Raw genomic sequence first — 26,810 nt, forward strand, 5'->3', positions numbered from 1 at the left:
GCACGAACGTTCCACGACCTTACTCGCAGAGGCGGTGACCGGCCGTGCGCTCGCGCTGGTCGAGGTGAAAGTGATTGGCGTGGGCCGCGTTCGTCCCCGGTCCCAGGACCGTCCGGAAGAACGCGCAGGCCTTACCGCGGACGGCGGTCAGGAACGCGGCCTCGTCGGAACCGTCCGGCATCGCCTTCACCGGGATGCTGGCGCGGCCCGAGAGGGTGAAGCCCATCACGTCGACGGCGTTGGCGAAGGCGTGCTCGCTCAGCTTGGCGTCGAGGTCATGGTTCTGGCCCCGGCACATGTAGGAGCCGCCGAGTTCGAGCCCGGTCAGCCCGTGCTTGAGCGTCCGGTCGGCCTCGACCTGAACCTCCGTGACCCAGCGCGCCAGGGCTTCGGCGGTGCGGCACGTCAGCGTCGCCCCCTGCGGCAGCGCGACGCCGTCGGCGAGCCGGGTGACCTTCAGCGGCAAAGGTGCGGTGCACTGACCCTCCGCGATCGGTGCCAGCGGCTCGAAGTCGACCCCGAGCCGTTTGAGGCGCGTCCGGCAGGCCGTGTCGTCCGGGGGGGCGACCTTGAGCGCCAGGACGGCCTCGCCGGAAAGTTCCGGCGGCCGCCCCGGCGGCGTGGGCGGCGGTGTCGGGATCTCGGGCTTGCCCGTCTCCGGGGCCTTCTCCGATGCCGGAACCTTGATGGCGTCGGCGGGCGTCAGGTCCGGAGGCCGCGCCGGTGGCGTCGGCGCGGCCGTCTCCACGGCGGCGGGCGGCTTCAGCGCGTCCGGCCGTTCCGGCGGCAGGGGCGGCGGCACCGGAACGGTGGCCGCCGGGGTCTCGGCCGCCCGACCCGGGGCGGGGAGGAGCAGTGCGAGCGCCGCGGCGAGGATCCCCCGCACCAGCGGGATCGACGGTCGGCGGATCGGCGGAAGACGTCCCGGCATGGGGCCTCGAAGCGTGGGCATTGGTCCTAGCAAACGAGCGAGCGGGCATTCGGATCGCCGGCGCGGTTGACGGATGCGCCGAACGGACCACTGTCTGCACGACCGTGACGGCGGGACGCGCCATTGCATGGATGGATCCGAGGACCGAATGCCGGACGCAGCTGAAGCCGGGCTCCCGAGCCTGCCGCAGGACAATCCCTTCCGCGAGGCGCACTGGACGACGCCCTATGGGATCCCGCCCTTCGAGCGGATCCGGTCGGATCACTACCTCCCGGCCTTCGAGGCGGCGCTCGCCGCCCATGCCGGCGAGATCGAGGCGATCACCGGCGAGACGGCGCCTGCGACTTTCGCCAACACGGTGGTGGCCATGGAGCGGGCGGGCCAGGCCCTCGATCGGGTCGCCGGGGTGTTCTACAACCTGACCGGCAGCCACACGAACCCGGAACTCCAGGCGATCGAGCGCGAGATCGGGCCGAAACTCGCCCGCCACGGCAGCGCGATCTACCTCGATCCGAAGCTCTGGGCGCGCATCTCGGCGGTGGAGGCCGAGGGCCTGGGTCCGGAGGAGCGCCGCGTGCTCGACCGCTACCGGATCCGCTTCCGGCGGGCGGGCGCGGATCTCGAGCCCGAGGCCAAGGCGCGCATCGCCGAGATCGCGGCGCGGATGTCCGAACTCGGCACCCAATTCAGCCAGAACCTCCTGGCGGACGAGAGCAGCTTCACGCTGCCGCTCCAGGCCGAGGCGGATCTGGCCGGCCTGCCGCCGTTCCTGCGCGCCGCTACCCGAAGCGCCGCGGAGGAACGGGGTCTGGAAGGCCATGTCATCACCCTCTCCCGCTCGCTGATCGAGCCGTTCCTCGTCTGCTCCACCCGTCGCGACCTGCGCGAGCGCGCCTACGCGGCCTGGACCCGCCGCGGGGAGAACGGCGGTGAGACCGACAACCGCGCGGTCGCCGCCGAGATCATCCGGTTGCGCGCCGAACGGGCGCGCCTGCTGGGCTTCGAGAGCTTCGCGCATTTCGCCCTCGACGACACGATGGCGGCGAGCCCCGACGCCGCCACGGGACTCCTGCGCGACGTCTGGACACCGGCCCGGGCCCGGGCGGGCGACGAGCGCGACCGGCTCCAGGCCGCAATCCAGGCCGAGGGCCACAACTTCACCCTCCAGGCGCATGATTGGCGCCACTACGCCGAGAAGGTGCGGCGCGCCGAGCACGATCTCGATGAGAGCGAGATCAAGGCCTATCTGCCCCTCGACCGGATGATCGAGGCGTCGTTCGACACGGCTGCGCGGCTGTTCGGCCTGACCTTCGAAGAACTGTCCGATGTGCCGCGCTACCATCCCGACGTGCGGGTCTGGCGGGTCGGCAACCCGGACGGGTCCGAGGTCGGGCTGTTCCTGGGCGACTACTTCGCCCGGGCCTCGAAGCGGTCCGGCGCCTGGATGAGCGCCTTCCGCTCGCAGGAGCGGCTGAACGGACCGATCACGCCGATCATCGTCAACGTGATGAACTTCGCCAAGGCGCCCGAGGGGGAGAGCACGCTTCTGTCCTTCGACGACGCGCGCACCCTGTTCCACGAATTCGGCCACGCCCTGCACGGCCTCCTGTCGGACGTGACCTACCCGCTTCTGTCCGGCACCGCGGTCGCCCGCGACTTCGTGGAACTGCCGTCTCAGCTCTACGAGCACTGGCTGGAGCAGCCCGAGGTCCTGCGGACACACGCCCGCCATCACCGGACCGGGGAGCCGATGCCGGACACGCTGCTGCAGAAGCTCCTGGCCGCGCGCACCTTCAACCAGGGCTTTGCCACCGTGGAATACACGTCGTCGGCGATCGTCGACATGACGCTGCACCTCTCGGCTGATGGGGAAGCGGGGCTCGACGTGCCCGCCTTCGAGGCCGAGGCGCTGGGCCGGATCGGCATGCCGGCCGAGATCAGCATGCGGCACCGGACGCCGCATTTCGCCCATATCTTCTCGGGGGACGGCTATGCCGCCGGCTATTACAGCTATCTCTGGTCGGAGGTGCTGGACGCCGACGCCTTCGATGCCTTCCGCGAGGCCGGCGACATCTTCGATCCGGAGACGGCCAAACGCCTGCGCCAATTCGTCTACGGGGCCGGCAACCTGCGCGATCCGCGCGAGGCCTACACGGCCTTCCGCGGACGGATGCCGAGCATCGAACCCCTGCTGAAGAAGCGTGGCCTAGCGGCGTGAGCGATCGCGCCGCGGTAAGGGCTTCGTAAACAAACGTCCTTAACGAACGCTTGCAGTGAGGTTCTGCGCGCGGAGTTCGGGGCGATGACCAAGAGCGAAACCACGCCGGCCGTCTCGCCGGCCGATCTGCTCAAGGCCGTGGTGACCGGCCAGGCGGATGCGGGCGGCGAGACCGCGACGTCCGAGCCGCGCAGCGGACAGCGCGCGGCTCGTGATGCACTGGCGCGGATCGACCTGCGCAGGCTCGCGATCCCGGGGGCCTGCCTGGCGCTGGGCGCGCTGCTGGGCGGCGGCGTCATCGCCGCGACCCGGTCGGCCGCCCTGCCCAACGACGCTGTCCTGGCGCTCAGCACCACGCTGGACGCCGGTCGGACCGAGACCGCACGGCTCGGCAGCGACATCGCACAACTCCATCAGGTCCTCGCCGACCTGCGCGCATCCACCGACACCGCCCGCAAAGAGGCGACCGCCCGCAGCGGCGCCCTGAGCGAGCGCCTCGCGCAGCTCGACAAGACCCTCGCGGCCAAGACCGCGGCCCTCGGCGAGCGTCTCGAACAGGTCGAGCGGGAGCAGAACGTCCGCATCGCCGGGCTGGCGGCCCAGATCGAGCGGCGGTCGCCCCCGGTGACCCCGGTCGCGAAGGCCGAGCCGACCCAGACCGGAAGCCTCGCCGAGACGCGGAGCGTGGAGCCGAAGGCTGGCGATGCGAAGATCACCGAAGCGCGCCTCGCTGATATCAAGCCGGCCGATGCGAAACCGAAGGCGCCGGCCGTCGAGAAGACCCCGGTGATCGACGGCTGGGCTGTCCGTGACGTCTATGACGGCATGGCGATCCTCGAGAATCGCCGGCACCGGCTCCTGGAGATCGGGCCCGGAGAGGTGCTGCCGGGTTTCGGCCGCGTCGAAGGCGTCGAGCGCCGCGGACGGGATTGGGTGGTGGTGACCCGTCAGGGCCTGGTCACGCCGCAGCCCTGGTAGCGGTCGCGCCCATCAGCGCGACGGGCAGGGGCTCGGCGTCAGGCTGTCGGCCGCGATCGGAAATCGCGGCTCGAGCGTCATCGGATCGGCCATCGAGGATGCGCGCTCGGCGCGACGGCGGCCGTGGCGCAACGCGCGAGTCTGGGCAGCGCGCGTCGGATGCAGGATTGCGGCGAGGAGCGCTTGGCCCTCGAACGTGCTGTCCAGGTTCTTCGCTTCGAACACGGGCATGGCCGGCCTGCTGGATCGCGGTCGCGCAGGTCGCTTAAGGCACCCTTGCCGACCGCACCCCAAATAACGGGGATCGCATTGACAGGTTCCGTCAAGCTTTCGCCCGGAAACTGTTTTTTCACGATCGTCCGGGCCGTGCCCGATGACAGTGCGGCGCCGCACACGCAGCGCGGGATCAGACGAACTGGTTGAGCCCCGGGATCGAACCGATGATCGGTCCCATGGCGTCCTCGCCGACCTTCTCGCGGCCGAACGCGAACAGCTCCTGACCGAGCGGCTGCATCTGACCCATCGGCACGCCAGCCGCCATCAGCTTCTGGCCGAGCGCCATGACGCCGCCGCCGCCCATCATGCCGCCCAGCATGCCCATCAGGCCGCCGCCGCTCTCGCCGGCATTGGACTCGGCGATCAGCGAATCGGATCCCGGCAGCGCCGCCAGCAGCTGGTTGACCTCGCTCTCGGGCCCTTCCTTCTGCAGGAAGGCGAGGATGTGCCCGACGGCGGTCTGTGCGGTCGCGGCGTCGAGCCCAGTCCGGGCGGTGACGCGGGCCAGCAGTTCTTCCATGACGATGATCTCTTCGGAACGTTTCCAGACGTCCTTCGACTCTGGGGCTGCGGAAATCAAGCGCGCGGCGGGCTTTCCCGGGGAAGTCTCGGTGGTGCCGCGGGCCGCCCCCCGCCGCCGCCTCGGCGGGTCGGACCCGCGGCGCGCCCCCTATCCCGGCGGCGACGGATGACTTACCAGCGCCCCGGACCAAGTTGCCGCACCCGGCGCGATGGCGGAGCCGAATCATGCGTATCAACAACGTCGCCGACGTCGTCGCCGAGACGCTCCAGGAGGCGGGCGTCGCCCGCATCTACGGCGTCGTCGGCGACAGTCTGAACGGCATCACCGAGGCGCTGCGCGCCCGGGGACGCATCGGCTGGATCCACACGCGCCACGAGGAGGCCGCGGCCTTCGCGGCGGCCGCCGAGGCGCAGATCACCGGGGCGCTCGCGGTCTGCGCGGGCTCCTGCGGCCCGGGCAACCTGCACCTGATCAACGGCCTCTACGACGCCCATCGCAGCCGCACCCCGGTCCTGGCGATCGCCGCCCACATTCCGTCGACCGAGGTCGGTTCGGGCTACTTCCAGGAGACGAAGCCGACCGAGCTGTTCCGCGACTGCAGCCATTATTGCGAGCTGGTCTCCGACCCGGCCCAGATGCCCTTCGTGCTGGAAAACGCGATTCGCGCCGCCGTCGGCGAGCAGGGCGTCGCGGTGATCGTCCTGCCGGGGGACGTCGCCCTGCGCGAGGCGCCCAAGCGTGCCCTGACGCCGCGGGCCGGGCTGATCCCCGCCAAGCCGGTGGTGCGGCCCGCGGACCCGGAACTCGACGCCTTGGCGGCGATGCTCAATGCCGGCAAGCGCGTCACCCTCCTGTGCGGACGCGGTTGCGCCGGCGCCCATGCCGAGCTGCTCCAGCTCGCGGAGGCGCTCAAGAGCCCGATCGTCCACGCGCTGGGCGGCAAGGAATGCGTCGAATTCGACAATCCCTACGATGTCGGCATGACCGGCCTGATCGGCTTCTCGTCGGGCTACGCGGCCATGATGTCCTGCGACACCCTGCTGATGCTCGGCACCGGCTTCCCCTACAAGCAGTTCTACCCGCATGACGCGAAGGTCGCGCAGGTCGACCTGCGCCCGTCCGAGCTCGGCCGGCGCTGCCGGATCGAACTCGGCCTCGTGGGCGATGTCGGGGCGACCCTGCGGGCGCTGCTGCCGCGTCTGAACCCCAAGGCCGACCGCGCCTTCCTGGATGCCAGTCTGCAGCATTACGCGAAGGCGCGCGCCGGCCTGGACGAACTCGCCACGGGCAAGCCCGGCGGTCCGCTGCACCCGCAATACCTCGCCCGGACGATCAGCGAGGCGGCTTCGGACGATGCCGTCTTCACCGCTGATGTCGGCACGCCGACGATCTGGGCAGCGCGCTACCTCACCATGAACGGGCGGCGGCGGCTGCTCGGCTCCTGGGTCCACGGCTCCATGGCCAACGCCCTGTCGCAGGGGATCGGCGTTCAGGCGGCGCAGCCGGACCGGCAGGTCATCGCCCTCTGCGGCGACGGCGGCTTCGCGATGCTGATGGGCGATTTCCTGACCCTGCGGCAGCACCGCCTGCCGCTCAAGGTCGTGGTGTTCAACAACGGCACCCTCGGCTTCGTCGAACTCGAGATGAAGGCCGCCGGCTACATCGAGACCGGCGTCGCCCTCGACAACCCGGATTTCGCCGCGATGTCCCGGGCGGCCGGCATCTTCGGCCTGCGGGTCGAGGATCCGGCCGAGCTGCCCGACGCCGTGCGCGAGTTCCTGGCCTTCGACGGTCCCGCCCTCCTCGACGTGCGCACCGCCCGCAACGAGCTGGCGATGCCGCCCAAGATCGACGGGCAGCAGGTCAAGGGCTTCAGCCTCTACGTGCTGCGGGCCGTGATGGATGGACGCGGTGACGCGGTCCTCGACCTCGCCAAGACCAACCTCATCCGATAGACCCTCCCGATCAGTCTCGAACCGTTCCAGGCCAACGGAGCGGGCGATCCAGGGAGGTGCCGGACCATGCGGATCGGCCTGTTCGTGCCGTGCTACGTCGACGCCTTCGAACCCGAGGTCGGGATCGCCACCCTGGAGCTGCTGGAACGGCTCGGCTGCACGGTGGAGTATCCCTACGACCAGACCTGCTGCGGCCAGCCGATGACCAACACCGGCTGCCACGCCGAGGCCGCCGCCACCGAGGCCTTGTTCGTCAAGAACTTTTCGGGCTTCGACTACGTGGTGGCGCCCTCGGGCTCCTGCGTGCATCAGGTCCGGGAGCACCTGACCGCGATCCCGCAGACCGAGGAGGTCAAGAAAGTCCGGGCCAGCACCTACGAGCTGGTCGAATTTCTGCACGACGTGCTGAAGGTCGAGGCGCTGCCCTGGGCGCGTTTCCCCTACAAGGTCGCCTACCACACGAACTGCAACGCCCTCCGCGGCATCCACCACGCCCGGCCCTCGGAGCTGGTGAAGCCCTTCTATTCCAAGCCCCTCGACCTGCTGCGTATGGTCGAGGGCGTCGAGCTTGTGGACCTCGCCCGGCCGGACGAGTGCTGCGGCTTCGGCGGGACCTTCTCGGTCTTCGAGCCGGCGGTCTCAGCCAAGATGGGCTACGACAAGGTCGCGGATCAGAACCGGGCCGGCGCCGAATACGTCGTCTCGGCCGATTCCTCCTGCCTGATGCACCAGAAGGGCTGCGCCGAGCGCCTTGGGGTGCCGCTGAAGTACATCCACATCGCGCAGGTGCTGAACGGAGTCGCCGCATGAGCGTCGAGGACCTGAACCCGCGCGAGCGCGAGGGCGTGATCCACCCCGAGGTCCGCGCCCGCGACGACGAGAGCGCGCGCTCTCAGGACGGCGGGCGGCTCCAACACGCCGAGGCCGCCTCGAAACCGATCCGGGCGCCGCAAATCCGCGAGGCTCAGCCCCGGGGTGCCAAGATCCGCGGCGACCGGCCGATCGACCAGGCGGAGGCCGCCGAACGGTTCCTGGCGGCACCGCTCCACCAGGCGGCCCATGACGAGCGCCTGTGGGACCTGCGCAAGAAGCGCGACGTCTCGGCGCACGGCATCCCGGAATGGGAGGAACTGCGGGAGCTCGCCTCGCAGATCAAGACGCACACGCTCAGCCACCTCGACCGGTACCTCGAACAGTTCGAGGCGGCCGCGACGGCCAACGGCGTCCAGGTCCATTGGGCGCGGGACGGCGCCGACCACAACCGGATCGTCCTGGAGATCCTGCGCAACCGCGGCGCGAAGACGCTGGTCAAGTCGAAGTCGATGCTGACCGAGGAGTGCGGCTTCCGCCACCACATGGCGGCCAACGGCATCGAGATCATCGAGACCGACCTCGGCGAGCGGATCCAGCAGCTCGACAACGAGGAGCCGAGCCACATCGTGGCGCCGGCGGTCCACAAGACCCGGATGGACGTGGCCGAAGTCTTCGCCAAGACCCTCGGCACCGATCCCGACAACGACGACGCCCATTACCTCGCCGAGAGCCAGCGCGAGACGACCCGGCCCTACATCCTGAAGGCCGATGCCGGCATGACCGGCTGCAACTTCGCCATCGCGGAGACCGGCACGGTCGTCACCTGCACCAACGAGGGCAATGCCGACCTCTCCGGCAACGTCCCGCCGCTGCAGATCCACTCGATCGGCATCGAGAAGATCATCCCCAAGGTCGAGCATCTCGGGGTGTTCATCCGGCTGCTGTCGCGCTCGGCGCTGGGCTCGCCGATCACCCAATACACCTCGCATTTCCGCGCGCCCCGCGCGGGCACCGAGATGCACATGGTGCTGGTCGATAACGGCCGCTCGGCTCGCCTCGGCATGGAGGAGTTCTGGACCTCGCTGAAATGCATCCGCTGCGGCGCCTGCATGAACACCTGTCCGGTCTACCGGCGCTCCGGCGGCCTCTCCTATGGGGCGACCTATTCCGGCCCGATCGGCCTGATCATCGACCCGACCTTCAACAAGCGGAAATACTCGACCCTGCCGTTCTCCTCGACGATGAACGGCTCCTGCACCAACGTCTGCCCGGTCAAGATCAACATCCACGAGCAGATCTTCGCGTGGCGCAAGGTCTTGGTTGAGGAGCACCACATCCCCGCGCTCAAGCAGGGGATGATGAAGGCCGCCGGCGCGGTCCTGTCCCGGCCGGCCGCCTACCGGGCGGCGATCGGCGCAGCGGATTCCGCCCTGAAGGTCCTGCCGCGCTTCGCGGTCTACAACCCGCTCAACACCTGGGGGAAGAAGCGCGAGATGCCCGAGGCCCCGCGCCAGACCTTCCACGCCTGGTACAAGCAGAATCGCATGAAGGACGCCGGTCGATGACCGCCCGCGAGGCGATCCTGGGCGACATCCGGGCCAACCGGCCGGCGGGCGAATTCCCGCTGCCGCAGGTGCCGCTCTTCCCCCCGCTCATCGGCGACGACCCCGTGGCCGAGTTCGGCGACCGGCTGAAGCGCATGGGCGGCCGGGTGGCGGAGCCCGGCACCGACGATGCCTTCGCGGACCTGCGCGAGCGGCTCGGTTCCGCCAAGGTCATCGCCTCCGCGGTGCCCGAACTCACCGGCAACCGCGACCTGCGCGCGGTGCGCGACCCGCAGGAGGTCGAGGACGTGGACGTGGCGGTGGTCCGTGCGGTGTTCGGCATCGCCGAGACGGGCTCGGTGCTGTTCACGGAAGGCGAGCTGATCGTGAACGCGGTCGCCTATCTCGCCCAGCATCTGATCGTGCTGCTCGACCCCGCCGACATCCTGCCGAACGTGCAGGCGGCCTATCTCCGGCCCGAATTCGGCCGTTCGGCCTACGCTGTGCTCCATACCGGACCCTCGGCGACCGCCGATATCGAGGGCGTGCTGATCCATGGGGCGCAAGGGGTGCGCTCGCTCACCGTCCTGCTGCTGCCGAGGCGAGCCGGATAGCGCAGCGCGACGGGCCTGGAACCGCCATTCGGGCGCGCACTTTGCTTGGACGACGGACAGGTCGTCGCCCGGCAAGGAGATCCGATGCGCTACACACTCGGTTGCAGTCTGTCCTACAACATCCTGTCCGACACCACCTTCATCTTCAACCTGGAGGTGGCCAAGCTGAAGAGCGTCGAGATCCTGAGCGAGAGCCTGGTCTTGACGCCGAACCTGAAGCGCGACCTCTACACGACGCCCGATCTGCTGAACCGCTATCTCGCCGTGAACGTGCCCACCGGCCAGTTCGCGCTGGAGTACAATGCCGAGGTGGACCTGACGGTGCACCGGGCCGACCCGGCTACCATCAACGAGACGCCGATCGGTCAGCTGCCCCTCGACATCCTGCCGTTCCTGCTGCCGAGCCGGTTCGTCTCCTCGGACCGACTGACGCCCTTCGCCCAGGCCGAATTCGGCGCCCTGCCGAAGGGGCATGCCCGGGTGAACGAGATCTGCAACTGGATCCACGATCACATCACCTACCAGCCGGGCACCAGCGACGGCGAGACCACGGCGGACGAGTCCCTCTTGAAGCGCGCGGGCGTCTGCCGGGATTTCGCCCATATCGGCACCGCCTTCTGCCGGGCGCTGGGCATCCCGGCCCGGTTCGTGAGCTGCTACGCCCACGGCCTCGTGCCGAGCGACTTCCACGCCGTCTTCGAGGCCTATCTCGACGGCCGCTGGTGGCTGTTCGACGCGACGCGACAGGCGGATCTCGACGGGTTGGTGCGCATCGGCGTCGGGCGCGACGCCGCCGAGATCGCCTTCTCGACGCCGTTCGGCAATATGCAGCCGGTCAACCAGCAGGTGCGGATCCAGCGGTCGGACGGGCAGGGGAGCCCGATGCCCCGCACCGTGGACGCGATCTCGACTGAGATCCCCGCCCCCCATGCCGGCGCGGCCTGAGCAGACCCGATCCCCGGATCACGCTATCCTGTGATCCGGCGTTCACGCGGCGAGGGAAAACATCCGCATGGCCTACCGTCACGTCGTCGGCCCGCGCACCCACGCCTTCGCCGACCTCGCCGCCCTGTTGGCCAAGGCGACGCCGATCCGCTCCGGCGACCGGCTCGCCGGCGTCGCGGCGGAGTCCGCCGAAGAGAATGCCGCCGCCCGCTGGTGCCTCGCGGAGGTGCCCCTCGCCGAGATCCTGGCCCGCCCGCTGATCCCCTACGAGCGCGACGACGTCACCCGCCTGATCCTGGATACCCACGATGCCGGCGCCTTCGCCGAGATCCGCCATCTGACGGTCGGCGATTTCCGCGAGGTCCTGCTCACCGCGTCGTCCGAGACGCTGGCCCGGGTCGCCCCCGGCATCACCCCCGAGATCGCCGCCGCGGTCTCGAAGATCATGCGCAACCAGGACCTGATCTCGGTTGCCCGGAAGTGCCGGGTCGTCACGCGCTTCCGCAACACGATCGGCCTGCCCGGGACCCTCGCGGTCCGCCTCCAGCCGAACCATCCGACCGACGATCCGAAGGGCATCACGGCGGCGATCCTCGACGGGCTCGCCCTCGGCTGCGGCGATGCGGTGATCGGCATCAACCCGGCCTCCGATTCGGTCCAGGCGATCGGCGATCTGCTCCAGCTCCTCGACGCGGTGATCCGCCGCCACGCGATCCCGACCCAGGCCTGCGTCCTCACCCATGTCACCACGACCCTCGCCGCCATGGAGCAGGGCCTGCCGGTGGATCTCGTGTTCCAGTCGATCGCCGGCACCGAGAAGGCCAATGCGAGCTTCGGCGTGACGCTGTCCCTGTTGAAGGAGGCGCACGAGGCCGCGCTGGCGCTCAAGCGCGGTCCACGCGGCGACAATTGCATGTATTTCGAGACCGGCCAGGGCTCGGCGCTCTCGGCGGACGCGCATCACGGCATCGACCAGCAGACCCTGGAGGCCCGGGCCTATGCGGTCGCCCGCGTGTTCCGGCCGCTGCTGGTCAACACCGTGGTCGGCTTCATCGGCCCCGAATACCTCTACGACGGCAAGGAGATCATCCGGGCGGGCCTCGAAGACCATTTCTGCGGCAAGCTGATGGGCGTGCCCCTCGGCGTCGACGTCTGCTACACCAACCATGCTGAGGCCGATCAGGACGACATGGACACCCTGCTGACGCTGCTCGGGGCGGCGGGCTGCACCTACATCATGGGCGTGCCGGGGGCCGACGACGTGATGCTGAACTACCAATCCACGTCGTTCCACGATTCCCTGTACCTGCGCGAGGTGCTCGGGCTGAAGCGCGCCCCGGAATTCGAAATGTGGTTGCAGGAGATCGGTCTTACCGATGGCGCCGGCGCGTTGATCCAGGGCGCCGAGACGCCGCTCCTGACGGCAGCACCGGATCTCGCGGCATGAGCGACAACGGCCCGATCTGGGCCCGCCTCGCCGGCCTGACGCCGGCCCGGATCGGCCTCGGCCGGGCGGGCAGCGGGATGCCGACCCGGGAGGTGCTGCGCTTCGGCCTCGACCATGCGCAGGCCCGCGACGCGGTGCACACGCCCCTCAATGCGGACGAGCTCCTCGGCAAGATCACGAAGCTCGGTTTCACCGCCCTGCCGGTCGCCTCCCAGGCGCCGGATCGTGCGACCTACCTGCGCCGGCCGGATCTCGGCCGGAGACTCGCGGCGGAGGATTGCGCTGCGCTCAAGGACCGGGCCGGGCCGTTCGACCTCGCGATCGTCATCGGCGACGGGCTGTCGGCCCGCGCCGTCCACGAGAACGCCGTGCCGGTTCTGGCCGCGTTCAAACCCTACGCCGAGACGGCCGAATGGACGCTCTCGCCCGTCGTGGTCGCCCGGCAGGCCCGGGTGGCGCTGGGCGACGCGATCGGCGGCGCCCTCGACGCCCGCGCGGTCGCCGTGCTGATCGGCGAGCGGCCGGGGCTGTCATCCCCCGACAGCCTTGGGATCTACCTGACCTTCGGCCCCCGGGTCGGCCGGTCGGATGCCGAGCGGAACTGCATCTCGAACGTGCGGGCGGCGGGCCTGACGCCCGACCGGGCCGCGTTCAAGCTCGATTGGCTGCTCGGATGCGCCCTCCGCCTCGGTCTGACCGGGGTGACGCTGAAGGACGAGAGCGACCGCGTCGCGATCGCCGGGCGCGAGGCGCCACCGTTGCCGGAACGGCCCGACACCCCGGCTTGAGCGTTTGGCGACCCGGAATCCGGTGACGAGAACCGCGTCCCGCTCCGACGTCCGGTCGACGCGGGACGGTGTCGTATCTGACGCCACGTGATCCTGGATTAACGCCGTCCGACGCCGCTCGCCTGCGGCGAGCCTTAATCTTTCGTTGTCTTCCGAATTGCCCTCAAGCGTGGCTGTGGCGAGGTCGCAACACCGTAAAACGATCCCGGGTCCGCCCCGAGACCTGCCCGTAAACGCCGCGATCCCGCCATAGTCCGGGCCCACCTCAACCTCCGCGGTAAAGGGCAATCTCGACAACGCTTTACCGATCAGAAACGATAATTTTCCCGAGCACGCGGAAGGCCGGCCGGGCGCATCGCGAACGGCGATGCGCAAAGGTCCTTCGCATCCTCGGGGCTGGCTGCGCGAAGGCTTGGTCTGAGGGCATGGTGACGCGTTTGAACGACAAGTCGAAGCTGCCGAGCCGCCACGTCACCGAGGGGCCCGACCGCGCACCGCACCGCTCCTATCTCTACGCCATGGGTCTGACGCGTGAGCAGATCCATCAGCCGCTGGTCGGCGTCGCCTCCTGCTGGAACGAGGCCGCCCCCTGCAACATCTCGCTGATGCGCCAGGCCCAGGCGGTGAAGAAGGGCGTGGCGGCAGCGCACGGCACGCCGCGCGAGTTCTGCACCATCACGGTCACGGACGGCATCGCCATGGGCCATGGCGGCATGCGCGCCTCGCTGCCGTCCCGGGAGGTCATCGCCGATTCGGTCGAGCTGACCATGCGCGGCCACGCCTACGACGCCCTGGTGGGGCTGGCCGGCTGCGACAAGTCGCTGCCCGGGATGATGATGGCGATGGTCCGCCTCAACGTGCCGTCGATCTTCATCTACGGCGGCTCGATCCTGCCCGGCTCGTTCCGCGGCAAGCCCGTGACCGTCCAGGACCTGTTCGAGGCGGTCGGCAAGGTCGCGGTGGGCGACATGAGCCTGGAGGACCTCGACGAGCTGGAGCAGGTCGCCTGCCCGTCCGCCGGCGCCTGCGGCGCCCAGTTCACCGCCAACACCATGGCCACCGTCTCCGAGGCGATCGGCTTGGCGCTGCCCTATTCGGCCGGCGCCCCGGCGCCCTACGAGATCCGCGACAAGTTCTGCGCCACCGCCGGCGAGAAGGTCATGGAGCTGCTGGCCAAGCAGATCCGCCCGCGCGACATCGTCACCCGCAAGGCCCTGGAGAACGCCGCCACCGTGGTGGCCGCCTCCGGCGGCTCGACCAACGCGGCGCTCCACCTGCCTGCCATAGCGCACGAGTGCGGCATCGCATTCACGCTCTTCGACGTGGCCGAGATCTTCCGGCGCACGCCGTACATCGCTGACCTGAAGCCCGGCGGGCGCTACGTCGCCAAGGACATGTTCGAGGTCGGCGGCATCCCGCTGCTGATGAAGACCCTGCTCGACCATGGCTTCATGCACGGCGACTGCCTGACGGTCACCGGCCGCACCATCGCGGAGAACATGGACCGGGTGACCTGGAACCCGGACCAGGACGTGGTCTATCCGGCCAACCGGCCGATCACCCCGACCGGCGGCGTCGTCGGCCTCAAGGGCAACCTCGCCCCCGAGGGCGCGATCGTGAAGGTCGCCGGCATGCCGGCCTCGAGCCAGGTCTTCACCGGGCCGGCCCGGGTGTTCGACGGCGAGGAGGCCTGTTTCGAGGCGGTGCAGTCGCGCACCTACAAGGAGGGCGACGTCCTCGTCATCCGCTACGAGGGTCCCCGCGGCGGCCCCGGCATGCGCGAGATGCTGTCGACCACCGCGGCCCTCTACGGCCAGGGCATGGGCGACAAGGTCGCGCTGATCACCGACGGGCGCTTCTCCGGCGCGACGCGGGGCTTCTGCGTCGGCCATGTCGGCCCCGAGGCGGCGGTGGGCGGCCCGATCGGGCTGATCCGCGACGGCGACATGATCACCCTCGACGCGATCCAGGGCACGCTCAGCGTCGCCCTGTCGGACGCGGAGCTCGCCGAGCGCCGCAAGGCCTGGGCACCGCGCGCCAACACCGCGACCTCCGGCTACCTGTGGAAATACGCGCAGGGCGTCGGCCCGGCGCTGTACGGCGCCGTCACGCACCCCGGCGGTGCCGAGGAGACGCAGAGCTATGCGGACGTCTAGGACTGACCTCAGCCGGCGCAGGGCGCCGGCCGGGGCCGATCCCGGTCGGTTCCGGTCCCTCGGCAGGGCCGCCCTCGCGGCCTGGGCCCTGGCCCTGTTCGCCCTGCCGACCGACGCGCCCCGCGCGCTCGACGCCAATGTCCGCGTGCCGGTCCCGGTGCCGGTCGCGGACAGGAGCTATCGCTCGGCCAAGGACGCGCTCCGGGCCGGTGTCCGCGAGTACAATGCCGGCGATAAGCAGGGGGCGGCCCGCGCCCTCGAATACGCCGCCGGCCAGGGCCATGCCCTCGCCCTGTGGAAGCTCGGCCGGATGTATGCCGAGGGCGACGGCGTGCCCCACGACGACCTGAAGGCGTTCGAGTTCTTCTCCCGGATCGCCGATGCCAGCACCGATGACGGGCCCGATCCGCAGAATTCCGCGGTGCTGGGCAGCGCCTTCACGGCGCTCGGCACCTATTTCCTGGAGGGGATCAAGGGCACCTACGTGCGCCCGAATCCCGAGCGCGCCTACGACATGTTCAACTACGCGGCATCCTATTACGGCGACCCCAACGCGCAGTACAATCTCGCCCGGCTCTACCTCGATGGTACCGGCGTCGAATCCGATCCCCGGCAGGCGGCGCGCTGGTTCAACCTCGCCGCCGAGAAGGGCCACCACCCCGCCCAGGCGCTGCTCGGCGACATGCTGATGAACGGTCTCGGCGGCGTGCCGATTCAGCGGGTGAAGGGCCTGATGTGGTTGTCCCTTGCCCGCGAGGGCGCGGAGGGCCGCAAGGACGACTGGATCGTCGCGCTCTACGACAAGAATTGGGCCGCCGCCAACGAGGACGACCGCGCCGAGGCGCAGACCCAGCTCCAGACCGTGGGTTCGATCCGCAAGCGGCGCTGAACCCGGGTTGATCGAGGCCCTGCCGCTGCCTCCGGGAGACAGCGGCAGGCCCCGCTAGCGGCAGGGCTCAGCCTTTCCTGGCGTCCTGCGCGGCCTTGAACGACGGCCGCGCCAGGATCTCGGCGATGTAGGCCGAGAGCTTGGGCCAGCGGCCGGCATCGATCCGGGCCTCGGCCAAGTGGAAATTGTAGAAGCCCGTGGCGATCGAGATATCGGCGATGCTGAACGCGTCGCCCACGAGGTAAGACCCCGCGATCTGCCGCTCCAGGCAATCGAACAGCGGCGGCAGGTCGGTGTCGAGGGCCTTGGTTACGGCGGCCTCGTCGGTGGGCTTGCCCATCATGTTGGGCTTCATGACCCGCTCGACGAACGGCACGATCAGCGGGCCGAACAATTCGGTGTCGCCGAACTTGTCGAACCAGACCGCGTGCCCGAGCGCCTGCGGATCGGCCGGGACCAGGGCCGGGCTCGGGTGCTTGCGCTCCAGGTACCAGAGGATCGCCGAGGAATCCGCCAGCGTGAAGCCGCCATCCTCGATCGCCGGAATCTTGCCCAGCGGGCTCGCCGCCTGGAAATCCGGGTCTGGGGCGTGGAACATCACCGGCCTGTGCTCGTGGGGCACGTTCTTCTCGGCGAGCGAGACCAGGACCTTGCGGACGTAAGGCGAATAGCCGGTACCGTAGACGATCATCGTGACTCCCTTGGTGACAGGGCCGGCGGATCGCGATCCGCCCGGCCGTGGGATGGAGGTAGGGCGGATCCTCAGCCTGCCGACAATTCCACCGTCACCGGCACATGGTCGGAGGGTTTGTCGAGCCCCCGGAGATGCTTCTGCACCGAGGCCGAAATCAGCCGGTCGGCGGCCTGCGGCGAGAGCAGCAGATGGTCGATGCGGATGCCGACGTTCCGCGGCCAGCACCCCGCCTGATAGTCCCAGAAGGTGTAGAGCCCGTCGCGCGGATCGCAGGCGCGCAGGCCGTCGGTGTAGCCCTCGGCCAGCAGCGCCCGGAACGCCATGCGGCTCTCGGGACGGAACAGCGCGTCGGACCGCCACGCCTCCGGGTCGGCGGCGTCGGCGGGTTCCGGGATGACGTTGTAATCGCCCGCCAGCACAATTGCCTTCTCATCGGCCATGAGCGCGCGTGCGTGGAGCCGCAGCCGTTCCAGGAAGGCGAGCTTGTACGGGTATTTCGGGCTGTCCACCGGGTTGCCGTTCGGCAGGTAGATCGACGCCACCCGCACCGGCGCGGTGTCGGGGCCGGAGACCAGCGCCTCGATGTAGCGGGCCTGCTCGTCGGCCGCGTCGCCCGGCAGCCCGCGCCGGATCTCGCTCATCGTGAGGGGTGCGCGGACCAGCAGGGCGACGCCGTTATAGGCCTTCTGCCCGAGCGTCTCGACCGCGTAGCCGGCGGCCTCGACCTCGGCGCGGGGGAACGCCGCGTCCTGGCATTTCAGCTCCTGCAGGCAGAGTGCGTCGGGCCGGGCCTCGTCCAGGAACGCCAGCAGGTGGGGCAAGCGTTGCTTGACCGAATTGACGTTCCAGGTCGTGATCCGCATCGCCTCGCATCCGGTCGCCGCCGCGCCGTCATCCGCGCTTCGCCGCGCCCTGGCAAGGCCATCCCGGCGCAAGGCCGGGGATCTAGCGCATCGTGCCGGACGGCGGAAACGGCACGATGCGCTACGCTTGTGTCTTCGCAACGTCTTCTTCCGAACGCCGGCGGCCACCTTTCGGGACGATGCGCGAAGGTCTCCAGATGGATTGGTTCGAGCCGATGCGGGCCTATTGCGAGCGGACTGACGCCGGGTTCTGGGCCGAGCCCGTCAATGCCCTGTCCAACGCCGGCTTCCTCCTGGCCGCCGCCGCGGCGGGACGGCGCGCGGGGCGACCCCGGCCGCCGGACCGCGCCGCGCTCGCCCTGGCCGGGCTGATCGCATCGGTCGGAATCGGCTCCTTCCTGTTCCACACGCTGGCAGTCTACTGGTCGATGCTCGCCGACGTGATCCCGATCGCGCTGTTCATCGACGCCTATCTCGCCGTGGCGCTGCGCCGGTATCTGCGGCTGGCGCCGGTCCGCGTCGTCGCAGCGACCCTCGGGTTCGCCCTGTTCGGCTTCGCCCTCACGCCCATGCTCGACGGCCTGACCGGGCAGGACGTCTCGCGACTGACCAACGGTTCGATCGATTATGTACCGGCCATGCTTGCGCTGTTCGGTGTGGCCGCCGTGACCGTCAGGCGGCCCGAGGAACGCTTCGTCGGCACCGGACGGCGCCTCGCCGGGATCGGCGTGCTGTTCCTGTTGTCGCTCGCCGCGCGCACCGCCGATCAGGCCACCTGTACGGTGCTGCCGATCGGGACGCACGCGCTCTGGCATCTCCTGAACGCGGCGGTGCTCTACGCCCTGGTGGCGACCGCGATCCGGCATCGCGACCTGGCCGGATGAGGCGGCCACGAAACCTCGGCCGTTTCCTTGCAGCCGGGACGGAATTCTTGCAGAACTGCGCCGCATCGGGCGCCCCGACCGTCAGGGCCGCCCGGGGCACGGAAGGGGTCATGACAGTGAGCTTTCGCCTCGGGATCGCCGGGCTCGGCACCGTCGGTGCGTCCGTGGTCCAGATGGTCGAACGCCGCCGGGCGGCGCTGACCGCTTCGGGCCTCGACCTCCGCGTCACGGCGGTCTCGTCGCGCGACCGCAGCCGCGACCGCGGCCTCGACCTGACAGGTATTGACTGGTTCGACGATCCGGTCGCGCTCGCGCGTTCGGAAACCGTGGACTGCGTGGTCGAGCTGATCGGCGGATCCGGCGGCCCCGCCAAGGCGGTGGTCGAGGCGGCTCTCCAGGCCGGCAAGCCGGTGGTGACCGCCAACAAGGCGCTCCTCGCGCATCACGGTGCCGCCCTAGCGGCCCTCGCTGAGGACAGGGGCGTCGCCCTCGCCTTCGAGGCGGCGGTGGCCGGGGGCATCCCGGTGATCAAGACCCTGCGCGAGGGGCTCCCCGGCAACACGATCGCCCGCGTCTACGGGATCCTCAACGGCACCTGCAACTACATCCTCAGCCGGATGGAGCGCGAGGGCCTGACCTTCGAGGCCTGCCTCAAGGATGCGCAGGCGCTCGGCTATGCCGAGGCAGATCCGACCTTCGACGTCGAGGGCTTCGACACCGCCCACAAGCTCGCGATCCTGACGAGCCTCGCCTTCGGCACCGCTCTCGACGCCGAGGGCGTCTCGGTGGAGGGGATTTCGCGCGTCCAGCCCCTCGACCTGCGGATGGCGGACGAACTCGGGTACCGGATCAAGCTGCTCGGTGTGGCGCAGGCCACCGAGTCGGGGATCGAGCAGCGGGTGCATCCGACGATGGTGCCGAAATCCTCGGCGATCGCGCAGGTCATGGGCGTCACCAACGCGGTCACCATCGACGCGGACGCGGTCAGCGAATTGACCCTAATCGGTCCCGGTGCCGGCGGCGCGGCGACGGCCTCCGCCGTGGTGGCCGACATCGCCGACGTGGCGCGCGGCATCGTGCGCCCGACCTTCGGCGTCCCGGCCGTCACGATGCGGCCCAGCGAGCGCGTCGAGATGCAGCGCCACGAGGGCGGGTACTACATCCGCCTCACGGTTCACGACCGTCCGGGCGTCGCCGCCGGTGTCGCCCAGCGGATGGCCGAGCGGGAGATCTCCCTGGAGAGCATCCTGCAGCGCCGGACCGAGGGGGCCGGCACGGATCCGCGCGGGCGCTCGGGCCGGCCGGTGCCGCTGGTCCTGATCACCTATGCGGCGACGGAGGGCACCATCCGGGCCGCACTCGACGCCATCGATGCGGATGGGCTGCTCGCGGAGCCGCCGCAGGTGATCCGGATCGAGCGTGAGTAACGGCACCGCCCCGATCCGCAATCCGCGATCCCGCTGCGCAGGTCGATGCCACGGCTGTAATCCGGACGTGGTCTTGGGCCGCCGGCGGTCCGGCCTTACGACGGTCCATCAGGCATCGGAGCGCGGAACTTAGGCTGAACGTCTGCCGCGCGACGGCATTAAACCGGTATCCGACTTCAAGATCGGGCCGGACAGAGGCAGGAAACGATGGCTGATGCACCAAGGTCCGTCTCGCGCGGGGTTCCGCGCATGCTCGCCCTCGAACTCGCCCGCGTCACGGAACGCGCCGCCATCGCGGCCGCACGCCTGCGCGGCAAGGGTGACGAGAAGGCTGCCGACCAAGCGGCGGTCGATGCCATGCGCGACGAACTCAACGGTCTGCCGATTCGCGGAACCGTGGTGATCGGGGAGGGCGAGCGCGATCAGGCGCCGATGCTGTTCATCGGCGAGCAGCTCGGGCGGGGTGAGGGGCCCGAGGTGGACATCGCCGTTGATCCCCTCGAGGGCACGACGCTCTGCGCGAAGGACATGCCGGGCGCCATCGCGGTGATGGCGATGGCCGAGCGCGGCTCCCTGCTCGCGGCCCCGGACGTCTACATGCAGAAGATCGCCATCGGGCCCGGCTACCCCCCGGGCCTCGTCGATCTGGATGCGAGCGCCACCGACAACGTCATGGCGCTGGCCCGGGCCAAGGGCGTCGAGCCGCAGCAGATCACCGCGCTGATCCTGGACCGGCCCCGTCACGCGGCGCTCGTGGCCGAGGTGCGGGCGGCGGGCGCCGCGGTTCGGTTGATCTCGGACGGCGACATCGCCGGCATCATCTTCACGGCGAGCCCCAAGGAGACCGGCATCGACCTCTATCTCGGGATCGGCGCGGCGCCGGAGGGGGTCCTCGCCGCCGCGGCGATGCGGTGCATCGGCGGCCAGATGCAAGGTCGGCTGATCCTCGACACGGCGGATCGCCGTCGCCGGGCGGCCGAGATGGGCATCGAAGATGGCGACCGGAAATACGACCTCACCGACCTCGCGAGCGGCGACGTGATCGTGGCCGCCACGGGGGTCACCGACGGTGCGCTCCTGCGGGGCGTCCGGTTCCAGCCCGACCGGATCCAGACCGAGACGGTGGTCTACCGCTCGGAGGCCGGCACGGTCCGCCGAATCCTCGGCGAACATCGACGCGGGCTGAGTTGAGGCGCCGCGCCGCCGCGCCCCGATCGGGCTTGGCCCGCGGGACGGCGAGGCCAGATCGTGAAAACGGATTCACGCGCGGTCCAGAAGCCCGGCCCCGGCGTGAAGCCCGCGCCGTCAGTTCAGCACGACCACCTTGCTGCCGACATTCACGCGGCTGAACAGGTCGATGGCGTCCTGATTGATCATCCGGATGCAGCCCGACGAGACGCTCTTGCCGATCGAGAACGGCTCCAGGGTGCCGTGGATCCGGAACAGCGTGTCCTTGTTGCCCTGCCAGAGGTACATGGCCCGCGCGCCCAGCGGATTGCGCAGGCCGCCGGCGACGCCGAGGCCGCTCTGGAGCTTGTCGACCTCGCTCGCCAGTTTCGGGCTGCGGGCGATCATCTCCTTCGGCGGGTACCAATCCGGCCAGGCCTGCTTGGAATTGACGGTCGCGTTACCGGACCACGCGAAACCCTGCTTGCCCACCCCGACGCCGTAGCGGCGCGCCCGGCCGTTCTCCTGGACCAGCGTCAGCTGGTGGGCGCGCGGGTCGACGATGATCGTCCCGGGCTCGTAGGGGCCATGATAGGCGATCTCCTGGCGCAGGAAGGCCGGGTTCATTTTCTTATAGTTGAACGGCTGAACCGGATACACGTCGTCCGTGACCGGCCCGTAGGCTTTGGCGTAATCGATCGGTTCGTTGTCGGGCGCCCGAAGCACGGCCCTGGCCTTGGCGGCTTCAAGCGGCGAGAGCCCTTCGGCCGGCGGCACGGCGCCGGGACGGGCCGGGACGGTGGGATCCACGTCGAGGCTCGCGGCGGGCGGTGCGGCCGGAGTCGCGGGCGCAGGACGAACGATGTCGGCCCGCCCGGTATAGGGCAGGTAGCGCCCGTTGCGCCGCACGTAGAGCGCACCGTTCTGATCCTGATAAAGCTGCCCGTCGTCACCGAATCCGTCGATGCCGGACTCGCCGACAGGGCCGCGGCCCTGGGCATGAGCGGTCGTGGCGAACGCGATGACGGCGAGGCCGGCCAGGAGCAGGCGGCGGATCGGGGCGGACATGCGATGATTTCCCTGGAAGGCGACGCCGCCTGTCGAGGCGGCGCGCGATCGAGCAGACCCGTACGAATATGGGGTCCCGCCCAATCCGTGACTTAGCAAATATCCCGCGCGGCCGCCAAGTTGAACCGGCGGGCACGAACGTCTTGGAGGACAGCGGGACCCTTTCTGCGCCGCGGTGTTGCCGTTGTGCCTCAACGGTTCCCGCGCTCCCCGATGAAGAGACTGGTTCGGCGCAGTTCCGGACGGCACAGGACGCGCGCTCGTCTCCGCCGCTCCGCCGCCCGTTTGCTCGGCACGTCTGCCTTGAACGGCGGCATCGGCGATCCGGGACCGGGGCCCGACCGGGATGGTCGGCCGAGCGCTCAGCCGCGGCAGCCGGTCTGGCACGCTTGCTGCTTTGCCGAGAGGGCCGCGCGTGCCGCGGCAGCGGAGCAACGGCGCTCCAAACAGCGGACGGTGTGAGTCCGGATCCCCCGGCATGAGCGGCCGCGTGACGGTTCGCCCACTTGAGACGAGCACCAGATATGGCCAGCTTCAAGACCGTGATGAAGTCGGGGCACCCCCCGACGCTGTTCGCCGCGTTTCTCTACTTCGATTTCTGTTTCGCCATCTGGGTCCTGAACGGCGCCATGGGCCCGTTCATCACCGAGACCTTCAAGCTCTCGCCGGCCCAGACCGGCTTCATGATCTCGCTCCCGATCCTCGCAGGGGCGCTGATGCGGTTCCCGCTGGGGGTGCTCGCCCAGTATATCGGTCGGAAGAACGCCGCGATCACCGAGATGAGCGTGATCATCCTGGCGATGGCCTACGGCTACTTCGCGGTCTCGTCCTACAGCGACGTGCTCGCCATGGGCGTGCTGCTCGGCATCGCCGGCGCGTCCTTCGGCGTGGCACTGTCGCTGGGTTCGGGCTGGTTCCCGCCCGAGCATAAGGGGCTTGCCATGGGCATCGCCGGCGCCGGCAATTCCGGGACCGTGCTGGCCGTGCTGTTCGCCCCGCCGCTGGCGCAGGCCTATGGCTGGCAGACGACCTACGCTTTCGCGGGCGTGGTGATGCTGATCCCCCTGGCGGTCATGATCGTTCTGGCCAAGGAGCCGCCGGACAACGCGCATCAATCGTTCAAGGAGCACATCTCCTGCCTGTTCACCAAGGACGGCTGGGCGTTCTCGCTGATCTACGTAATCACCTTCGGCGGCTTCGTCGGCCTGTCGAACTTCCTGCCGACCTTCTTCTACGAGCAGTTCGCGGTCACGAAGGTCGAGGCCGGGCGGCTGACCATGCTGGCCGCCTTCATGGGCTCGGGCATCCGGATCGTCGGCGGCTATTTCGCCGACCGGATGGGCGGGATCGCGGTTCTCTCGGTGGTCCTGCTCGCGGCGATCGCCACCTTCCTGTCGCTCACTGCGACGCCGTCGCTCGCGCTCACCACGCTCCTGTTCATGCTGTGCTTCGCGGCGCTCGGCGCCGGCAACGGCGCGCTGTTCCAGCTGGTGCCGCTGCGCTGGCCCAGCAACACCGCGGTCGCGGGCTCGATGATCGGCGAGGTCGGAGCCCTCGGCGGCGCGATCCTGCCGAACGTCATGGGTCTGTCGAAACAATATACCGGCTCGTTCTCCATCGGCTTCATCGGCTACGCCGCCTTCACCGCGATCGTGCTCGGCTGCCTCGCGCTCTGGCAGCGCAAATGGGTCGGCCGCTGGGTCGGGCCGCGGGGCAAGGCGCTGGGCGGCGTCGCCGATGCGCAGACGGGTGCGCTGAGGCCCGCCACCGCCTGACGCTGGCGCGGCCGGAGCGACATCGTTGGCGCATCATCCCGGACATGGGACCCGGGATGATGCACTTTTAGCGTCAGCGCCCGATCGAGGTTTTCCGAGAGCGGGCGCCTCTCCCTGAGGCCGGTGCCGCGCAGCCGTCCTTGGGCGGCAACACCCCCGTTTCCGTGCAACAGTGGAGATTGGCCCGCTCAGAGGATGTTTGGGCGTTGCCTTCCCCAGCGTAACGCGTTTGAATAATGCATTACGAGAGAGCGTCCGGCCCTGCGGCCAAGGCGCCGGGCGACCGCGAGACGCGGCGCTATCTGTGGAGGGACGGTCGATGTCGAAGCGCATCAGCGCCACGAACGGCGTGCTCGGCTTGCTGTGCGTGATGTATTTCATCACCTACCTGGACCGGGTGAACATCGCGACCGCCGGCGCCGAGATCATGCGCGATTTCGGCATGTCGAAGACCGATTTCGGCTTCATCCTCTCGGCCTTCGCGTATCCCTACGCGATCTTCCAGGTGATCGGCGGTTCGGTCGGCGACAAGTTCGGCGCCCGGCGCACGCTGCTGGCCTGCGGCGTCATCTGGGCGGTGGCCACCATCCTGACCGGCCTCGTCGGCGGTGTCCTCAGCCTGTTCCTGGCGCGGGTGCTCCTGGGCTTCGGTGAGGGCGCAACCTTCCCGACCGCCACGCGCGCCATGCAGAATTGGACGGCGCCCGGCCGGCGCGGCTTCGCGCAGGGGATTACCCACGCCTTCAGCCGCCTCGGCAACGCGGTGGCGCCGCCGATCGTCGCCTTCCTGATCTATCACTTCGGTTGGCGGACGAGCTTCGTGATCCTCGGCGTCGCCAGCTTCATCTGGGTGGCGATCTGGTACCTCTATTTCCGCGACGATCCCTCGGATCATCCCGCGATCACCCGCGCGGAACTCGACACGCTGCCCCCGCCCCGCAAGGTCGGCGCCAAGCAATCCGTGCCCTGGGGCGCCCTGACCCGGCGCATGCTGCCGGTGACGGTCACGTATTTCTGCTACGGCTGGACCCTGTGGCTGTTCCTCGGCTGGCTGCCGAGCTTCTTCAAGGAGAACTACAGCCTCGACCTGAAGAACTCGGCCCTGTTCGCCTCGGGCGTGTTCTTCGCCGGCGTCATCGGCGATACGGTCGGCGGCGTGATGAGCGACTGGATCCTGCACCGTACCGGCAAGGTGAAGCTCGCCCGGCTGTCGGTGATCGTGGTCGGCTTCCTCGGCGCCGCCGCGAGCCTCGCAGGCGTGTTCCTCACCCGGGACCTTACCCTGGTCGCCCTGCTCCTGTCCTCGGGCTTCTTCTTCGCCGAACTCGTGATCGGGCCGATCTGGTCGGTACCCATGGACATCGCGCCGAAATATGCCGGCACGGCGAGCGGCCTCATGAACACCGGCTCGGCCGTGGCGGCGATCGTCTCGCCGATCGTCTTCGGCCTCATCGTCGATCTGACGGGGAGTTGGACCCTGCCGTTCATCGGTTCGATCGGCCTGTGCCTGCTCGGCGCCGGTCTCGCCTTCACGATGCATCCCGAGCGGGAATTCGCCGAGCCCGCCACCGGGCCGGTTGCGCCCGTGGTGACCGTGACGGCCGCGGAGTAGGATCCGATGATGGCGCCTGATGGACGGTCCGGCCCGCTCGCCGGCATGCGGGTGATCGAGCTCGCGCATATCATGGCCGGCCCGGTCTGCGGGCTGATGCTCGCCGACATGGGCGCGGAGGTGATCAAGGTCGAGAAGATGGACGGCGACGATACCCGCCGCACCGTCCCGCCCGCCCTGGAGGGCGAGAGCGCCGCCTACATGATGATGAACCGCGGCAAGCGCGGGATCAGCCTGGACCTGAAGGACCCGGACGGGGTGGCTGTCCTGCGCCGCCTGCTCGGGGGTGCGGACGCGCTGATCGAGAATTATCGCGGCGGCACCATGGAGCGCCTCGGCCTCGGCTACGAGACCCTGAAGCAGGACTTTCCGGCGCTCGTCTACTGCTCGCTCTCGGGCTTCGGCCGCACGGGACCCTACGCCGACCGCGCCGGATTCGATCTCGTCGCCCAGGGCATGAGCGGGCTGATGTCGGTGACCGGGGAGGGCCCGGGCCGGCCGCCGATGAAGTGCGGGCCGCCGGTGACCGACATCACCGCCGGGATCCTGGCCGCGATGGGCGTGCTGGCGGCCTACGTCAACCGGCTCCGGACCGGGCAGGGGCAGGCGGTCGATACCTCGCTGTTCGAGGCCGGGATCACCCACACCTACTGGCAGTCGGCCATCGCCATGGCCACCGGGATCGCCCCCGGGCCGATGGGCTCGGCCCATCCGCTGAACGCGCCCTACGAGGCCTTCGAGACCGCGGACGGCTGGATCACCATCGGGGCGGCCAACCAGACCAACTGGCTGCGCCTCCTCAAGGCGATCGGCGCCGAGGCCCTGGCCGAGGATCCGCGCTTCGCCCTCAACCGGGACCGGATGGCGAACCGCCACGACCTCGCCGCCACGCTCGCGCCGATTTTTTCCGCGGAAACCTCGGAGGTCTGGCTGGTACGCCTGGAGGCCGGCGGCGTCCCGGCCGGCCCGGTGCTCGACGTCAACGCCATGCACCGGGATCCGCAGACGCTGGCCCGCGCCATGGTGGTCGAGGTCGATCACCCGCGGGTCGGGCGGATGAAGACGCTGGGCCTGCCGGTGAAGTTTTCGGAGACCCCGGGCCGGGTCCATGGCCCGGCGCCGTTGCTCGGCGAGCATTCCCGGGCGATCCTGGCGGAGGCCGGTTATACCGCCTCCGAGATCGACGGCCTGATCGACCGGGGCGTGGTTCGCGAGACCGTGGCTTGAGCCGGCGACCCGGAGG

23 protein-coding genes are annotated in these 26,810 nt (G+C 69.7%); 17 read left to right on the top strand and 6 right to left on the bottom strand.

Features of this window, described 5'->3' with window-relative positions; genetic code table 11:
• Positions 1–19: 19 nt before the first annotated feature.
• The gene (locus tag AC3IF3_RS19090; protein ID WP_489229906.1) at positions 20–931 is read right to left on the bottom strand and encodes an extensin-like domain-containing protein; all 912 of its coding nucleotides are present in this window, start codon (positions 929–931) and stop codon (positions 20–22) included.
• A gap of 148 nt (positions 932–1,079) precedes the next feature.
• On the opposite strand from AC3IF3_RS19090, the gene AC3IF3_RS19095 reads away from it, so the two are divergent.
• A complete protein-coding gene (locus AC3IF3_RS19095; RefSeq protein ID WP_489229907.1) occupies positions 1,080–3,149 on the top strand; it encodes a M3 family metallopeptidase in 2,070 nt (689 codons plus the stop codon).
• Between the two features lie 84 nt (positions 3,150–3,233).
• Positions 3,234–4,127, top strand: a complete 894-nt coding sequence (locus AC3IF3_RS19100) for a hypothetical protein (RefSeq protein ID WP_489229908.1) — start codon at positions 3,234–3,236, stop codon at positions 4,125–4,127.
• A 12-nt stretch (positions 4,128–4,139) separates the two neighbouring features.
• Here the strand turns inward: AC3IF3_RS19100 and AC3IF3_RS19105 are convergent, their stop codons facing one another.
• Both AC3IF3_RS19105 and AC3IF3_RS19110 read right to left on the bottom strand, forming a co-directional pair.
• Complete coding sequence (locus tag AC3IF3_RS19105) at positions 4,140–4,358, bottom strand: hypothetical protein (RefSeq protein WP_489229909.1); 219 nt, start codon at positions 4,356–4,358, stop codon at positions 4,140–4,142.
• A gap of 175 nt (positions 4,359–4,533) precedes the next feature.
• On the bottom strand, positions 4,534–4,923 hold the full coding sequence (locus AC3IF3_RS19110; RefSeq protein ID WP_243973901.1) for a DUF2267 domain-containing protein: 390 nt from the start codon (positions 4,921–4,923) through the stop codon (positions 4,534–4,536).
• Between the two features lie 227 nt (positions 4,924–5,150).
• Here AC3IF3_RS19110 and poxB point away from each other — a divergent pair, with 227 nt between their 5' ends.
• From poxB to AC3IF3_RS19155, 9 genes are all read left to right on the top strand, one after another.
• A complete protein-coding gene (poxB, locus tag AC3IF3_RS19115; protein WP_489229910.1) occupies positions 5,151–6,881 on the top strand; it encodes a ubiquinone-dependent pyruvate dehydrogenase in 1,731 nt (576 codons plus the stop codon).
• A gap of 66 nt (positions 6,882–6,947) precedes the next feature.
• Positions 6,948–7,691, top strand: a complete 744-nt coding sequence (locus AC3IF3_RS19120; RefSeq protein ID WP_489229911.1) for a (Fe-S)-binding protein — start codon at positions 6,948–6,950, stop codon at positions 7,689–7,691.
• Positions 7,688–9,259, top strand: a complete 1,572-nt coding sequence (locus tag AC3IF3_RS19125; RefSeq protein ID WP_243973904.1) for a lactate utilization protein B — start codon at positions 7,688–7,690, stop codon at positions 9,257–9,259. Before AC3IF3_RS19120 ends, AC3IF3_RS19125 begins: the two co-directional genes overlap by 4 nt.
• Positions 9,256–9,852 carry a LutC/YkgG family protein gene (locus tag AC3IF3_RS19130; protein WP_243973905.1) on the top strand — a complete coding sequence of 199 codons (597 nt, stop codon included), beginning with the start codon at positions 9,256–9,258 and terminating at the stop codon, positions 9,850–9,852. Before AC3IF3_RS19125 ends, AC3IF3_RS19130 begins: the two co-directional genes overlap by 4 nt.
• 84 nt (positions 9,853–9,936) lie before the next feature.
• Positions 9,937–10,797, top strand: a complete 861-nt coding sequence (locus AC3IF3_RS19135) for a transglutaminase-like domain-containing protein (protein WP_243973906.1) — start codon at positions 9,937–9,939, stop codon at positions 10,795–10,797.
• 67 nt (positions 10,798–10,864) lie between these two features.
• Positions 10,865–12,244: an ethanolamine ammonia-lyase subunit EutB gene (locus AC3IF3_RS19140; RefSeq protein ID WP_489229913.1), complete on the top strand. Its 1,380-nt coding sequence runs from the start codon at positions 10,865–10,867 to the stop codon at positions 12,242–12,244.
• Positions 12,241–13,032 (top strand): ethanolamine ammonia-lyase subunit EutC, encoded by a 792-nt coding sequence (eutC, locus tag AC3IF3_RS19145; protein WP_489229914.1) that lies wholly within the window; start codon positions 12,241–12,243, stop codon positions 13,030–13,032. Before AC3IF3_RS19140 ends, eutC begins: the two co-directional genes overlap by 4 nt.
• Positions 13,033–13,457: 425 nt before the next feature.
• Positions 13,458–15,188 carry a dihydroxy-acid dehydratase gene (gene ilvD, locus AC3IF3_RS19150; RefSeq protein ID WP_243973909.1) on the top strand — a complete coding sequence of 577 codons (1,731 nt, stop codon included), beginning with the start codon at positions 13,458–13,460 and terminating at the stop codon, positions 15,186–15,188.
• Positions 15,175–16,077, top strand: coding sequence for a tetratricopeptide repeat protein (locus AC3IF3_RS19155; protein WP_489229915.1), 903 nt, complete (start codon positions 15,175–15,177; stop codon positions 16,075–16,077). The genes ilvD and AC3IF3_RS19155 overlap by 14 nt, the downstream gene beginning before the upstream one ends.
• Before the next feature lie 67 nt (positions 16,078–16,144).
• On the opposite strand, the gene AC3IF3_RS19160 is transcribed toward AC3IF3_RS19155, so the two are convergent.
• Together AC3IF3_RS19160 and xth are read right to left on the bottom strand one after the other, a co-directional pair.
• Positions 16,145–16,768 (bottom strand): glutathione S-transferase family protein, encoded by a 624-nt coding sequence (locus AC3IF3_RS19160; RefSeq protein ID WP_489229916.1) that lies wholly within the window; start codon positions 16,766–16,768, stop codon positions 16,145–16,147.
• Between the two features lie 71 nt (positions 16,769–16,839).
• Positions 16,840–17,634 (bottom strand): exodeoxyribonuclease III, encoded by a 795-nt coding sequence (xth, locus tag AC3IF3_RS19165; protein WP_489217660.1) that lies wholly within the window; start codon positions 17,632–17,634, stop codon positions 16,840–16,842.
• Positions 17,635–17,831: 197 nt separating this feature from the next.
• Between xth and AC3IF3_RS19170 the strand changes: the two genes are divergently transcribed.
• From AC3IF3_RS19170 to glpX, 3 genes are all read left to right on the top strand, one after another.
• Entirely contained in the window at positions 17,832–18,518 is a 687-nt protein-coding gene (locus AC3IF3_RS19170; protein ID WP_489229917.1) for a ceramidase domain-containing protein, read from the top strand.
• Between the two features lie 110 nt (positions 18,519–18,628).
• On the top strand, positions 18,629–19,945 hold the full coding sequence (locus AC3IF3_RS19175) for a homoserine dehydrogenase (RefSeq protein ID WP_489229918.1): 1,317 nt from the start codon (positions 18,629–18,631) through the stop codon (positions 19,943–19,945).
• A 207-nt stretch (positions 19,946–20,152) separates the two neighbouring features.
• Positions 20,153–21,136: a class II fructose-bisphosphatase gene (glpX, locus tag AC3IF3_RS19180; protein WP_243973915.1), complete on the top strand. Its 984-nt coding sequence runs from the start codon at positions 20,153–20,155 to the stop codon at positions 21,134–21,136.
• 114 nt (positions 21,137–21,250) lie between these two features.
• Here glpX and AC3IF3_RS19185 read toward each other — a convergent pair whose 3' ends face one another.
• Entirely contained in the window at positions 21,251–22,180 is a 930-nt protein-coding gene (locus tag AC3IF3_RS19185; RefSeq protein WP_489229919.1) for a L,D-transpeptidase, read from the bottom strand.
• Positions 22,181–22,704: 524 nt separating this feature from the next.
• Between AC3IF3_RS19185 and AC3IF3_RS19190 the strand changes: the two genes are divergently transcribed.
• From AC3IF3_RS19190 to AC3IF3_RS19200, 3 genes are all read left to right on the top strand, one after another.
• A complete protein-coding gene (locus AC3IF3_RS19190; protein WP_489217664.1) occupies positions 22,705–23,955 on the top strand; it encodes a nitrate/nitrite transporter in 1,251 nt (416 codons plus the stop codon).
• Between the two features lie 319 nt (positions 23,956–24,274).
• Complete coding sequence (locus AC3IF3_RS19195; protein ID WP_489229920.1) at positions 24,275–25,567, top strand: MFS transporter; 1,293 nt, start codon at positions 24,275–24,277, stop codon at positions 25,565–25,567.
• A gap of 6 nt (positions 25,568–25,573) precedes the next feature.
• Positions 25,574–26,794 (top strand): CaiB/BaiF CoA transferase family protein, encoded by a 1,221-nt coding sequence (locus tag AC3IF3_RS19200; protein WP_489229921.1) that lies wholly within the window; start codon positions 25,574–25,576, stop codon positions 26,792–26,794.
• The last annotated feature ends 16 nt before the right edge of the window (positions 26,795–26,810 follow it).

The organism is Methylobacterium sp. J-118 (assembly GCF_057836565.1).

Bases quoted from the DNA above. Each gene is read 5' to 3' on its own strand.
- AC3IF3_RS19105 (WP_489229909.1), bottom strand. From the start codon at position 4,358: ATGCCCGTGTTCGAAGCGAAGAACCTGGACAGCACGTTCGAGGGCCAA.
- AC3IF3_RS19110 (WP_243973901.1), bottom strand. From the start codon at position 4,923: ATGGAAGAACTGCTGGCCCGCGTCACCGCCCGGACTGGGCTCGACGCC.
- AC3IF3_RS19130 (WP_243973905.1), top strand. From the start codon at position 9,256: ATGACCGCCCGCGAGGCGATCCTGGGCGACATCCGGGCCAACCGGCCG.
- xth (WP_489217660.1), bottom strand. From the start codon at position 17,634: ATGCGGATCACGACCTGGAACGTCAATTCGGTCAAGCAACGCTTGCCC.
- glpX (WP_243973915.1), top strand. From the start codon at position 20,153: ATGGCTGATGCACCAAGGTCCGTCTCGCGCGGGGTTCCGCGCATGCTC.
- AC3IF3_RS19185 (WP_489229919.1), bottom strand. From the start codon at position 22,180: ATGTCCGCCCCGATCCGCCGCCTGCTCCTGGCCGGCCTCGCCGTCATC.
- AC3IF3_RS19140 (WP_489229913.1), top strand. From the start codon at position 10,865: ATGGCCTACCGTCACGTCGTCGGCCCGCGCACCCACGCCTTCGCCGAC.
- poxB (WP_489229910.1), top strand. From the start codon at position 5,151: ATGCGTATCAACAACGTCGCCGACGTCGTCGCCGAGACGCTCCAGGAG.
- AC3IF3_RS19195 (WP_489229920.1), top strand. From the start codon at position 24,275: ATGTCGAAGCGCATCAGCGCCACGAACGGCGTGCTCGGCTTGCTGTGC.
- AC3IF3_RS19090 (WP_489229906.1), bottom strand. From the start codon at position 931: ATGCCGGGACGTCTTCCGCCGATCCGCCGACCGTCGATCCCGCTGGTG.
- AC3IF3_RS19135 (WP_243973906.1), top strand. From the start codon at position 9,937: ATGCGCTACACACTCGGTTGCAGTCTGTCCTACAACATCCTGTCCGAC.
- AC3IF3_RS19120 (WP_489229911.1), top strand. From the start codon at position 6,948: ATGCGGATCGGCCTGTTCGTGCCGTGCTACGTCGACGCCTTCGAACCC.
- AC3IF3_RS19160 (WP_489229916.1), bottom strand. From the start codon at position 16,768: ATGATCGTCTACGGTACCGGCTATTCGCCTTACGTCCGCAAGGTCCTG.
- AC3IF3_RS19100 (WP_489229908.1), top strand. From the start codon at position 3,234: ATGACCAAGAGCGAAACCACGCCGGCCGTCTCGCCGGCCGATCTGCTC.
- AC3IF3_RS19155 (WP_489229915.1), top strand. From the start codon at position 15,175: ATGCGGACGTCTAGGACTGACCTCAGCCGGCGCAGGGCGCCGGCCGGG.
- AC3IF3_RS19200 (WP_489229921.1), top strand. From the start codon at position 25,574: ATGATGGCGCCTGATGGACGGTCCGGCCCGCTCGCCGGCATGCGGGTG.
- AC3IF3_RS19125 (WP_243973904.1), top strand. From the start codon at position 7,688: ATGAGCGTCGAGGACCTGAACCCGCGCGAGCGCGAGGGCGTGATCCAC.
- AC3IF3_RS19095 (WP_489229907.1), top strand. From the start codon at position 1,080: ATGCCGGACGCAGCTGAAGCCGGGCTCCCGAGCCTGCCGCAGGACAAT.
- AC3IF3_RS19170 (WP_489229917.1), top strand. From the start codon at position 17,832: ATGGATTGGTTCGAGCCGATGCGGGCCTATTGCGAGCGGACTGACGCC.
- eutC (WP_489229914.1), top strand. From the start codon at position 12,241: ATGAGCGACAACGGCCCGATCTGGGCCCGCCTCGCCGGCCTGACGCCG.
- AC3IF3_RS19175 (WP_489229918.1), top strand. From the start codon at position 18,629: ATGACAGTGAGCTTTCGCCTCGGGATCGCCGGGCTCGGCACCGTCGGT.
- ilvD (WP_243973909.1), top strand. From the start codon at position 13,458: ATGGTGACGCGTTTGAACGACAAGTCGAAGCTGCCGAGCCGCCACGTC.
- AC3IF3_RS19190 (WP_489217664.1), top strand. From the start codon at position 22,705: ATGGCCAGCTTCAAGACCGTGATGAAGTCGGGGCACCCCCCGACGCTG.